We start from the raw sequence: 11,366 nt of genomic DNA, 5'->3' as shown, positions 1-11,366 counted from the left end.
TTCGCCGTTTTGTTTATTTAAAAAGCAGTTGAACTAAAAGAGTGATTTTTCTCTTTACCTTTGGCGAAACTTCTCTATAATTCGTCGTCATTGCAGGGGCGTAGTTCCAATTGGTAGAACAGCGGTCTCCAAAACCGATGGTTGGGAGTTCGAATCTCTCCGCCCCTGCCATTTCTTCTTTACATCGTTTTTATTACTTCTTATATTGTTCAAATGTCTAATCTACTGAGTTGTTATGCATCCACGTTACGCAGCTATTTTTGATATAGAAAATCTTGAACTCAATCAGCATTATTGTTCTCAAGCAAATGACCAAGCAGATACTTTATCGCAAAGCACGACAGCTAGTTCTTTAACGATAAATGAGCAACTATTTGCAGACATTAAGCTCAGTGCAGGGGCTATTATTGTAAATAGCGTTGTACAGGGTAGTGAGATGCAATTAAACGACAATCAGCTTACATTGCCAACCCCACAGCTTACCGCCTCTGAGAAGCGTGCTTTATGGGCTTTAATGAGTGAACACCTTGATAAACTTTAAATCAGTAGATGAAACTGCAATACCTCAATTAATGGCCATCGAAACAGCATGTCATAGCCATCCGTGGACTTTAAATACAATGAGTTCATGTATAGGTGGGCGCTATTTTAATGTTGCCGCATTTGATGAGATGAGCATGATTGGTTTTTATATTGGTGAAAAAGCAGGGCCTGATTTTACGCTTATGGATATTTGTGTAACACCAAGCCACCAGGGTAAGGGTATTGCAAGGCAGTTGTTAGCCCAGTTTATTGAATATGGTGAACAGCAAAATGCTGAAAACCTCTTTTTAGAAGTACGCGAATCTAATACGCGGGCTATTGCGCTATACGAGAACGCTGGCTTTACAGAGATGTCAGTGCGTAAAAACTACTATCCAAGTGATAATCCGGCCAAAAATGGCTTTGAAGACGCTATTTTAATGGGCATGGCATTAGGTTTAAACTTTTCATAATTAAAGTCGGTGGTTAGCGTTTTAAGCATAGAGCACTAACGCACCGAACTTGTACTATTTTGTAAGTTTTCTTTTAGGTTACTTTGCCACTAATTGCTTGCTCAATGGCTGCTATTAATTTATTTACCAGCTCGTCTCTTGGCACTTTATTGTTACTTTTTAAATTTTCTTCAAGTGCCGCAGCGCTGTGATAAATTTCATCAAAATTAAAGCACCCAGAACTACCTTTAATACTGTGCGCTATACTTTTTAATGCTTCCCAGTCATTACAATGTTGCAGAGTTTTAACTTCTTCTAAATAAGTAGGTAAGTTGGCTAAATAGTTATCAGTAATTTGCTGAAACTTTTCGCTTTTTAATAAGCTGTCCCACTTATTTTGATTATCCTTTTCAAGATGTAGGTAGCTTACGAGTACATTTTCCAGAGCATCTTTATCAATGGGTTTAGCGAGTGCTTTGTTGCAGCCAGCTTCTAGGTAAGTGCCTATATCGTGGTTCATTACATTAGCAGTAAGGGCAATAATGGGGCCATCGTATGCTGCATGACGAAGCATTTTAGTCGCTTCTAATCCGCCCATTACAGGCATTTGCATATCCATTATAATAAGCTGATAGTCATTAACGAGTGCCATTTCTACAGCTTGTGCGCCATTACTAGCAATATCGGGTTCAAGGCCCCAAGTTTGCAGTAATAATTTAATTAATAGTTGGTTATCAGGGTTATCCTCAGCGACTAAAATATTAGCCTCAAAGTTATTGGTCGCAAACGATAAGAGAGGGTCTTTCTCTGGTATTAACTGGCTTTCTTGCGTTAAAAACTCAAGCATTGGTTGATCATCAGATAACTGACACGACACCCTAATTGTAAAGCGGCTACCAACGCCAACTTCACTTTCAAGCGTTACATCGCCACCAAGTAACAGTGCTAAATTTTTAGAAATACACAACCCAAGGCCTGTACCACCAAAACGACGTGTGGTTGTGGCATCGGCTTGCTCAAACGGTTTAAACACACGCTCTATTTGATGCTCAGACATACCAATGCCGGTATCTTTAATTACAAATTCTAGCTTTTGACTTGCTTGTAAATAATGCACGCAAATAGACACACTGCCATTTTCGGTAAATTTAACAGCGTTATTTGCAATATTTATAAGTATTTGTTTTAAGCGGGTCACATCACTATAAATGGTGCGAGGTAGCGGCAGTTGGTAATCAATATTAAGGGTTAATTGTTTTTCTTGTGCCAGTGGTTGAATAATCGATTCAATGTCATGCACAAGCTGCACTACGTTTAACGCAGACAAATCGACAGCTAGCTTTTCAGCTTCAATTTTAGATAAGTCGAGTATATTATTTATTAACTCTAGTAAGTGTTTTGAATTACGTAAAATAGTGCTTAGATGTTGTTTGTCGTTGGCTACTTTGTCGTTGTGGAGTAATTGCTCTGTAAAGCCCATAATAGCCGTAAGTGGCGTTCGTATTTCGTGACTCATATTAGCTAAAAAACGACTTTTAAGCTGATTAGCTTGCTCGGCTTGGCCAATTGCAAGCTCTAGTTGGCTGTTCATGGCTTCAAGTGCTTTAGTACGACTTTCTACTTTATCTTCAAGGTGATGTTTATATTCTTCAAGCTGCTGCTGGTAGTGTCTAATTTGATTAACCATGTGGTTAAAGTCGTTAAACAAAACACCCACTTCGTCATTTGTATGAGCTGGTAAGTGCACCGACAAATCGCCATCACCAACACGGTGGCTTGCAGCACCTAATAATTCAATTGGGTTAAGTAATAAATTACGTACCACTATAAAAATTAATATTGGCAGGGTGATTATCGAAATAATAACAATTAAGCCTGTTATTAGGCTTATGGCTTTACCAGATTGATAAAGCACACCTTTGGGAATGGTTGAAACGTAATAATATCCACCGGGCATTTGTACGGCAAAAATCATTCGCTCTATTTTATCTATGCTTGAGAGTTCAATGGTAGAAAGCATGCCTATATCGGCAAGATCATGTACTTGGTTAAGTTCATATTCGCTTATGTATTGGCCGCGCATGTTGTAGTCGGAGCTAAATAAAATTTTCCCGTCTTTGGTCAACATTAAATTAAGTGTGTTGTTATATGGCGCTTCTAAAATACTGGAGTTGAGTATTGAAGGCTCTATATGTATTACAATAAAACCAAGCTGCTGTGGACGTTTCAAGTAGTAATCAACGCTGTCAATTCGTTGAATGAAATATAAGCTCGTGGTGCCATCGTCCTTTTGAATCATAAATTGCTGTGTACTTAAATTACTTTGCAATACTCGATTAAAAAATGGATAGCTTTTAGGCGCTGTTGTTAGGTTATTAGAGTAGTAGGCATCACTTTTCCCACTTGCTGAAACTAAATTAATGCTAATTATATCTGGATAAGCTTCGCTGTAACTGGCAAATACATCCATAAGCGCGCCAAGTTTTCGGGTGTAATTACCGTTGGCACTAATATCGTTTGCTAAAAAGTCACTAAGTACTGGCGAATTTGAAAGTAGTTTTGCAGTAGAGTGAAAAGAGTCGATATAGTTGAATATTTTTTGCTGTTGTTGCTCAACAAAACGGCTCATTATTAAATCAGCTTGTTTTTGTGTTGAATTAGTGACATTGGTGAGCGTAAAGCCACCTAAAAATAGCAGTGGCAGAATAACAAGAGGTGTTATATACCATAATAATCTTATACTTAACTTACTGGTTTTCATGACCAAACGACTTATCCTCCATGCAATCTGCCAATAATATGCGTTACGACCTGATTACACAAGCTTATAGCGGTCTTGGTGGCTAAATTACAATCATTAGTTGCATGATCTTTAGCTCTTTTTTTCTGTTTAAGTTATATAAATTTAACAAATTACACTGAATAATATTAATTCAGTGTTTAAAAACTTACATAGTTTTACATCTTTTAAAGTCAATAACTAAAGTTGATGCATTGCCAGGCGTGACATTAAAAGGACACGTTGACAGTCTAAGTCCAGCAAGTGGTGTAAGTTACTCCACTATTGGTGAGCATAATGCAACAGGCAACTTTACTAAAATAGCGCAGCGCCTACCGGTAAAGATTAGTTTAGATGCTAAGCAGCCTTTACTTAGTCAACTACGTGTTGGAATGTCCGTTGTACCTACTATTGATGTTGTTAAGTAACTACTCATTTTTATTTAAACGATCTACGAGCAAATTGTAGGTCGTTTAAATATTGCTTGCTGTACACATTTATTTTAAAGCTAAGATATTTTTAAGTAGATAGCACACTTTTATACCGACTCCTGTTACAATTGCCATTATTAAAAAATCAACTATTGACGCTTTATTATCAGCTGTTTGCAACGTGAAAATCAGCGAGAATAGCAGTTAATTACGATCAACATAACGGGTTTACTCGCAGACGCTTATTAAAATGCATTCAACCCCGCATATAAACTAAAAGAATTTATCAATGGCAGACCAGACTATTATCAATGAAATCAGCAAGCGAAGGACCTTTGCTATCATCTCTCACCCGGATGCTGGTAAAACAACGATTACCGAAAAAGTATTGTTATTCGGACAAGCTATTCAAAGAGCTGGTACTGTAAAAGGTCGCGGCTCTAACCAGCATGCTAAATCTGACTGGATGGAAATGGAAAAAGAGCGTGGTATATCAGTTACTACGTCTGTAATGCAATTTCCATATAACGACGCACTTGTTAATTTACTTGATACGCCAGGACACGAAGATTTCTCTGAAGATACGTACCGTACATTAACAGCAGTAGATTCGTGCTTAATGGTTATTGATGCGGCTAAAGGTGTAGAAGACCGTACCCGTAAGCTAATGGAAGTTACACGCCTGCGTACCACACCTATTGTTACGTTTATGAACAAATGTGACCGTGATATTCGCGACCCAATGGAAGTGCTGGACGAAGTTGAAACAGAGCTAAATATTGCCTGTGCACCCATTACTTGGCCAATTGGTTGTGGTAAAGAATTCAAAGGTGTTTATCACATTCATAATGATGAAGCTGTTTTATATAAAACGGGCCAAGGTCATAAAATTCAAGATGTTCGCACAATTAAAGGCCTTGATAATCCAGAGTTAGATATTGCCATTGGTGAAGACTTAGCTGCGCAGTTACGTGATGAGCTTGAGCTTGTTATTGGTGCATCAAACGAATTTGATTTAGATTTGTTTTTAGCCGGTGAGCTTTCGCCAGTTTATTACGGTACCGCACTTGGTAACTTTGGTGTTGATCACGTGTTAGATGGTTTAACTAAGTGGGCGCCAACGCCATTACCACGTGAAACCGAAGATAGACTAATTGTTGCAACTGAAGAAAACTTTACCGGGTTTGTATTTAAAATTCAGGCCAACATGGACCCTAAACACCGTGACCGTATTGCATTTATGCGTATTGTATCGGGTAAGTACAGCCAAGGCATGAAAATGAATCACGTGCGAATTGGCAAGCAAGTGAGCATTTCTGATGCGGTAACCTTTATGGCGGGCGATCGTGAACGTGCCGCAGATGCTTTCGCTGGCGACATTATTGGCTTGCATAACCACGGTACAATTCAAATTGGTGATACGTTCACGCAAGGCGAAAAACTTAAATTTAGTGGTATTCCTAACTTCGCCCCTGAACTATTTCGTCGTATTCGCCTTCGCGATCCGCTTAAGCAAAAGCAATTGTTAAAAGGTTTAGTACAGCTTTCTGAAGAAGGTGCTGTACAGGTATTTAGACCACTTATTAATAACGACTTAATAGTAGGCGCGGTAGGCGTACTTCAGTTTGATGTGGTTGTAGCGCGTTTAAAAGCAGAATATAACGTTGATGCTATTTATGAAGGCGTAAACGTGAATACGGCACGCTGGGTAAGCAGTGATGACGTTAAAAAGTTTGAAGAATTTAAACGTAAATGCGAAAGCAATTTAGCACTCGATGGCGGTGATAACTTAACTTACATTGCGCCGAGCCGTGTAAACCTTAACTTATCGGTCGAGCGTTACCCAGAAGTAACGTTTAGCCATACACGCGAAAACTAGAGCTCATTTACAAGAATTAAAAGAAAACCTGCTTTGGCGGGTTTATAAAGGTAAAAAAATATGAATATTCGTACTATTTTAATTGAAAAAGCCATTGCAGCTATGGTCGGTGCAGGCTTACCTGAAGATACAAACCCGGCAGTAACGCAAAGCACGCGTCCACAATTTGGTGATTACCAAATTAATGCAGCCATGGGCGCAGCTAAAAAAATGAAAAGCAACCCGCGTGAGCTTGCACAAAAAATTATTGATAACCTTGATGTAAGCGATATTGCACAAAAGACTGAAATTGCGGGTCCAGGTTTTATTAATATTCATTTAAAGCCTGAGTTTTTAGCGCAAAGCGTGAAAGCGGCTAACAATGATGCAAAACTAGCTGTAAACGAGCACGCTAAGCCACAAAAAGTAGTTGTTGATTATTCATCACCAAACCTAGCTAAAGAAATGCACGTAGGTCATTTACGTTCAACTATTATTGGTGACTCAATTGTACGTGCGCTTGAATTTAGAGGCGATACGGTTGTACGTCAAAATCACATGGGTGATTGGGGCACGCAATTTGGTATGTTAATCGCGCATTTAGAAGATCAAATTAGTCAAGGCGTTGACTTAGATACTGTTGCGCTTGCTGATTTAGAAACTTTTTACCGCGATGCTAAAAAACGCTTTGACGACGAAGAAGGCTTTGCAGATAAAGCACGTGACTACGTTGTTAAATTACAAGGCGGCGATGCGCATTGTGAAAAACTTTGGAAACTATTTATAGCCACCTCAGTTAAACACTCTGAAGAAGTATACAAGCGTTTAAATGTAACGCTTACGCAAGCCGATATTATGGCTGAAAGCGCATACAATGCAGAGCTTAACGATATTATTAGTCTACTTAAAGATAAAAACATTGCCGTAGAGTCGCAAGGCGCGCAAGTGGTGTTTTTAGATGAGCTAGCTAATAAAGATGGCGAGCCATCAGCCTTTATCGTACAAAAATCTGGCGGTGGTTTTTTATATGCAACAACAGACTTAGCGGCATGTGACTACCGTTCAAATAAATTAGGTGCTGATCGCATCTTAATTTTTGTAGATGCACGTCAAAATCTACACTTTAACCAAGTAGAGCTAACAGCGCGTAAAGCTGGTTTATTAAGAGACGAAACAAGCTACGAGTTTTGCCCGTTTGGCACCATGATGGGCGCCGATAATAAACCATTTAAAACACGTACTGGCGGCACAGTAAAACTTGCTGATTTATTAGAAGAGTCAATTAACCGCGCAGCAGCAAAATTAGCTGAACGTGAGTCTGATTTAAGTGATAGCGATCGCAGCGAAATTGCCCGTAAAGTAGGTATTGGCGCAGTTAAATATGCCGACCTTTCTAAGCACCGTACCAGTGATTACATTTTTAACTGGGACAGCATGCTAAGTTTTGAAGGCGCAACCGCTCCTTACTTACAATATGCTTATACACGCGTACGCAGTATTTTCCGCAAATCAGGCGTTGATGCTGCTACATTAAATTCAGACGTTGCAATTGTTGAGCCTCAAGAAAAAGCACTTGCACTTAAGCTACTACAGCTCGAAGAAGTACTTGATTTAATGATCAGCGAAGCAACACCGCACGTACTATGTGGTTACTTATACGAGCTTGCAAGCTTATACATGACATTTTACGAAGCCTGCCCAGTACTTAAAGAAGGCGTAGAGCCAAGCGTGCGCGATAGCCGTTTAGTGTTGTGTAATTTGGTTTCAAGAACATTAGAAACGGGATTAGATCTGTTAGGCATTGAAGTCATGGAGCAAATGTAATCTGCTGCGTGTAGTTCGTTTTGACTGCGTTGTCGTGCTTTTTTAGCCTAAGTCACATACTAAATGTATGCTCCTTGGCATAAAAAAGCACTCCGTCTTGTCAGCACTTCTACACTTGCAGATGCAATGTTTTACATTGTAGGTTGGGTTGAGTGAAACGAAACCCAACGATACACCCGAGACTCGGTGCTATTTCTATCGTATATACCTGAGACTCGATACTTGTTATTACTCAATATCTATTGTTTTAAGCTCGCTACTCTAAGCTCTTTTCTAAGTCTTTATTTAAAGGATTTGTTATGAAACTCGAAGATATCCGCCGTGAATACCTGCAAGACGCGTTAAGCGAAGATAACTTGCAAGATGACCCATTCAAGCAGTTTGAAACATGGCTTGAGCATGCTGTAGCAAGCCAATTACCCGATCCAACAGCGATGGTTGTAGCAACTGTTGATGAAACCGGTCAGCCTTCACAGCGTATAGTGCTTTTAAAGCACCTGGATGATAACGGCTTTGTATTTTTTACCAATACAGGTTCGCGTAAAGCGCAGGAGCTTAAAGGCAATAACAAAATTTCCTTGCACTTTCCGTGGCATCACATGGAACGCCAAGTTATTGTTTATGGCGAGGCTAAACCGTTACCAACTTCTGCTGTGGCAAAGTACTTTTTATCTCGTCCTAAAGAAAGCCAATTAGCAGCGTGGGCATCAGCGCAAAGTCGTCCGGTGTCATCACGTAAAGTACTAATGGAAACCTTTGCTAATATGAAAAACAAGTTTGCTAAAGGTGAAATTCCATTACCTGATTTTTGGGGCGGTTATTGTGTAGTGCCCACTAAAATTGAGTTTTGGCAAGGTGGGGCGCATCGTTTACATGACCGTTTTATGTATCAGCGCCAAGCAGATAACAGCTGGCAAATTACACGCTTAAATCCTTAATAAATAGATGAGTAAGTAACCGTGCAATTTATTGACTCTCATTGCCACCTCGATTTTAGTGAGTTTGATTCAAGTCGTGAATCGCTCATAACCGAGTGTGTCGCAAAGGGAGTTAATCAGTTTGTTGTACCGGGTATTACGCTTGCTCAATCGCATACTCTTATAAAGCTCAAAGCAACCTATCCAAGTATAAAAATAGCGGCAGGGCTACATCCTTACTTCTTAGATCAACATAAAGAATTGCACATAGAAGCGTTATTCGAGTTTGCAACTACAAATAAGCATCAGTTAGTGGCCATTGGTGAGTGTGGGCTTGATAGAAGCATTGAAAACCTCTCTAAACAAACTTATTTATTTGAACAGCAAATAGGGCTTTCTAATGAGCTAAGCTTACCGCTCATTGTACATCACAGGCAAAGCCATGATTTAATTGCGCAAGCGTTTAAACGTTGTAAGCCAAAAAATGGGGGAGTGATTCATGCATTTTCAGGTTCAATCCAACAAGCGAAGTATTATATCAAACAGGGCTTTAAGCTTGGCGTAGGCGGTGTTATTACCTATCAACGTGCAGCTAAAACCCGTGCTGTTATTACCGCTATTGAGCCCGAGCACTTAGTGCTTGAAACAGATTCACCTTCAATGCCGTTAAGTGGCTACCAAGGGGAGGTTAACACGCCATTGCATATACCTGATGTGTTTGACGCACTATGTGATTTAAAGCCACACAGCGAAAAAGAGACGCTTGCAAAGCAACTTTATGATTCTTGTTCAGATGTTTTTTGCATATAACGATTTACCTGCCAGCGCTTTAATCCGCGGCCTAACTGCCACGTAAATATACAAGCAATCACTAGCATTAATAAAACCTGCCTGCCTAAGTCATGAAAATGATTATGGCTGTCGGATATTGCAGCGCGAGTTAAATAAGTAATAGATACAAAACCTATAGGGCGGTCATCATCGCTTATAACAGGTTCCATAAAAGGTGTTTTTAACTTACTTATTCCGGGGGTAGAATCAGAAAGTTGACCATAAACATGGTGCGACTGCCAATTGTCGCTACTGGCTAATAAAATACCCTGTTGATCGTAAATAGTGGCCGAAAGCACGAACTCATCTTTACTTATATCGTTACAAATTGCATTGAGCTGGGGTTTGTTTTTTTCGATTAAAGGTGTTTTAACATTTAAAGCCATAAACTGAGTGAGGCTTTTGGCGGTGCTGTCGGCGCTATCGTAAAGTAACTGGTGACTCTGAAAACTACTATTAACACCCACCCAGCTTAGTAATACAAAACAGCCAGCCGCAAGAATTAAGCGAACGAGCCGCTTTCTTTGGGATGCGCTTATAGGGTTTTTAATATGGTTATTTTTCATAGTCACCGTTTATGCTACTGACAGCATTTTGATTTGATGTTACAACTACACTAACTATAACCTTAAATCCCACCTGATGGCGAATTTAGTGTTGAGAATAGCAGTTTTGAGATGCCAACTATCAGGAAAATAAAAATAAACACGGAGATCCCATGTCGCAAATCAACATGGCACAGCAAGCTGCTGAGCAACCATTACAACACTTAACTCTAAATAAATGGTTTAGCTATAGTGGTGGTGTATCTACACCTCTCGATTATATTCCAAACAAAGCATTAGGGTTATTTAGCATCGCATTTGCAGGTGATTTTGCAGAAAAACACATTGCCAGTATTGTTGACTTTTTAGCGACACATAACCAAAACGTCACCGCTATATGCCAATACCAACCTGATTTAGGGCTTGCACCAGCACTGTGTTTTTACGCGCAAAATGCAGATAAAACTATAAACCCGTTAGTACTACAAGAATTTTCAAACACGCTTGATTGTCAATTAGTGCAAGTTGCTACGCCGCCTAATTTATATGAGCCTGGTTTATTGGTTATGGATATGGATTCAACTGCTATAACTATTGAGTGCATAGACGAAATAGCACGCCTTGCGAACGTATACGATGAAGTTGCTTCTGTAACTGCACTTGCAATGGCGGGTAAACTTGATTTTAGTGAGAGTTTACATCAGCGTGTAGCTAAGCTTGAAGGTATTGAAAAAAGCTTAATTGAAGAACTGAAAAGTTCATTACCATTGATGCCTGGTATTAAAATACTGTGCCAAATTTTAAAGCAACATAACTGGTATTTGGCGATTGCCTCAGGTGGTTTTGTGCCTTTTGCAGAGCGTGTACAAGAGCTGATTAATTTAGATGAAGTGCACGCTAATGTGCTCGAATTTAAAGACGACAAGCTAACAGGTAAAGTACTGGGCACGATTGTCGATGCGCAGCAAAAAGCGGTCGTATTAGAGGTGCTTCAGCAAAAGCTAGGGCTTAAAAAAGCACAAACTGTAGCTATTGGGGATGGCGCAAATGATCTAGTCATGATGGCAAAAGCTGGCCTAGGTGTGGCCGTACATGGTAAGCCTAAAGTGGTTGAGCAAGCACAAGCGGCTATTTGTGAAGGGTCATTATTGCAATTGTTGTATATGTTGGCTATTCCGTTAGAAAAACAACCAACACTTTAAAATAA

The 11,366-nt window shown here is 39.6% G+C and carries 10 protein-coding genes and 1 tRNA gene; 9 read left to right on the top strand and 2 right to left on the bottom strand.

Going from position 1 to position 11,366, the window contains the following annotated elements; genetic code table 11:
• The first annotated feature begins 94 nt into the window (after positions 1-94).
• The 3 genes from H5092_RS01250 (at position 95) to rimI (ending at position 995) form a co-directional block, all read left to right on the top strand.
• Positions 95-171, top strand: a tRNA-Trp gene (locus H5092_RS01250).
• 64 nt (positions 172-235) lie between these two features.
• Entirely contained in the window at positions 236-541 is a 306-nt protein-coding gene (locus H5092_RS01245; protein WP_182732752.1) for a hypothetical protein, read from the top strand.
• Positions 528-995 (top strand): ribosomal protein S18-alanine N-acetyltransferase, encoded by a 468-nt coding sequence (gene rimI, locus H5092_RS01240; protein ID WP_024596083.1) that lies wholly within the window; start codon positions 528-530, stop codon positions 993-995. The genes H5092_RS01245 and rimI overlap by 14 nt, the downstream gene beginning before the upstream one ends.
• A 73-nt stretch (positions 996-1,068) precedes the next feature.
• Here rimI and H5092_RS01235 read toward each other — a convergent pair whose 3' ends face one another.
• Complete coding sequence (locus H5092_RS01235) at positions 1,069-3,735, bottom strand: ATP-binding protein (protein WP_182732751.1); 2,667 nt, start codon at positions 3,733-3,735, stop codon at positions 1,069-1,071.
• Between the two features lie 242 nt (positions 3,736-3,977).
• Between H5092_RS01235 and H5092_RS01230 the strand changes: the two genes are divergently transcribed.
• The 5 genes from H5092_RS01230 (at position 3,978) to H5092_RS01210 (ending at position 9,593) form a co-directional block, all read left to right on the top strand.
• Complete coding sequence (locus H5092_RS01230) at positions 3,978-4,181, top strand: multidrug transporter (protein ID WP_310735991.1); 204 nt, start codon at positions 3,978-3,980, stop codon at positions 4,179-4,181.
• Positions 4,182-4,473: 292 nt separating this feature from the next.
• Positions 4,474-6,063 (top strand): peptide chain release factor 3, encoded by a 1,590-nt coding sequence (gene prfC, locus H5092_RS01225; protein WP_002958776.1) that lies wholly within the window; start codon positions 4,474-4,476, stop codon positions 6,061-6,063.
• Positions 6,064-6,123: 60 nt separating this feature from the next.
• Positions 6,124-7,866 (top strand): arginine--tRNA ligase, encoded by a 1,743-nt coding sequence (gene argS, locus H5092_RS01220; RefSeq protein ID WP_002958775.1) that lies wholly within the window; start codon positions 6,124-6,126, stop codon positions 7,864-7,866.
• A gap of 299 nt (positions 7,867-8,165) precedes the next feature.
• A complete protein-coding gene (pdxH, locus tag H5092_RS01215; protein ID WP_002958774.1) occupies positions 8,166-8,804 on the top strand; it encodes a pyridoxamine 5'-phosphate oxidase in 639 nt (212 codons plus the stop codon).
• Between the two features lie 21 nt (positions 8,805-8,825).
• Positions 8,826-9,593: a TatD family hydrolase gene (locus H5092_RS01210; RefSeq protein WP_182732750.1), complete on the top strand. Its 768-nt coding sequence runs from the start codon at positions 8,826-8,828 to the stop codon at positions 9,591-9,593.
• On the opposite strand, the gene H5092_RS01205 is transcribed toward H5092_RS01210, so the two are convergent.
• Positions 9,560-10,180 carry an AhpA/YtjB family protein gene (locus H5092_RS01205; RefSeq protein WP_002958772.1) on the bottom strand — a complete coding sequence of 207 codons (621 nt, stop codon included), beginning with the start codon at positions 10,178-10,180 and terminating at the stop codon, positions 9,560-9,562. The genes H5092_RS01210 and H5092_RS01205 overlap by 34 nt on opposite strands.
• Positions 10,181-10,332: 152 nt before the next feature.
• Here H5092_RS01205 and serB point away from each other — a divergent pair, with 152 nt between their 5' ends.
• Positions 10,333-11,361 (top strand): phosphoserine phosphatase SerB, encoded by a 1,029-nt coding sequence (gene serB, locus H5092_RS01200; protein ID WP_182732749.1) that lies wholly within the window; start codon positions 10,333-10,335, stop codon positions 11,359-11,361.
• The last annotated feature ends 5 nt before the right edge of the window (positions 11,362-11,366 follow it).

The organism is Pseudoalteromonas sp. SR41-7 (assembly GCF_014163935.1).
In the GTDB taxonomy this organism is placed as follows: Bacteria; Pseudomonadota; Gammaproteobacteria; order Enterobacterales; family Alteromonadaceae; genus Pseudoalteromonas; species Pseudoalteromonas distincta.
The sequence above is the reverse complement of the archived record's forward strand: the minus strand, read 5'-3'. Positions and strand labels throughout refer to the sequence as shown.

Excerpts from the sequence above, each read along its gene's own strand:
- pdxH (WP_002958774.1), top strand. The coding sequence starts at position 8,166 with ATGAAACTCGAAGATATCCGCCGTGAATACCTGCAAGACGCGTTAAGC.
- H5092_RS01245 (WP_182732752.1), top strand. The coding sequence starts at position 236 with ATGCATCCACGTTACGCAGCTATTTTTGATATAGAAAATCTTGAACTC.
- argS (WP_002958775.1), top strand. The coding sequence starts at position 6,124 with ATGAATATTCGTACTATTTTAATTGAAAAAGCCATTGCAGCTATGGTC.
- prfC (WP_002958776.1), top strand. The coding sequence starts at position 4,474 with ATGGCAGACCAGACTATTATCAATGAAATCAGCAAGCGAAGGACCTTT.
- H5092_RS01205 (WP_002958772.1), bottom strand. The coding sequence starts at position 10,180 with ATGAAAAATAACCATATTAAAAACCCTATAAGCGCATCCCAAAGAAAG.
- H5092_RS01235 (WP_182732751.1), bottom strand. The coding sequence starts at position 3,735 with ATGAAAACCAGTAAGTTAAGTATAAGATTATTATGGTATATAACACCT.
- serB (WP_182732749.1), top strand. The coding sequence starts at position 10,333 with ATGTCGCAAATCAACATGGCACAGCAAGCTGCTGAGCAACCATTACAA.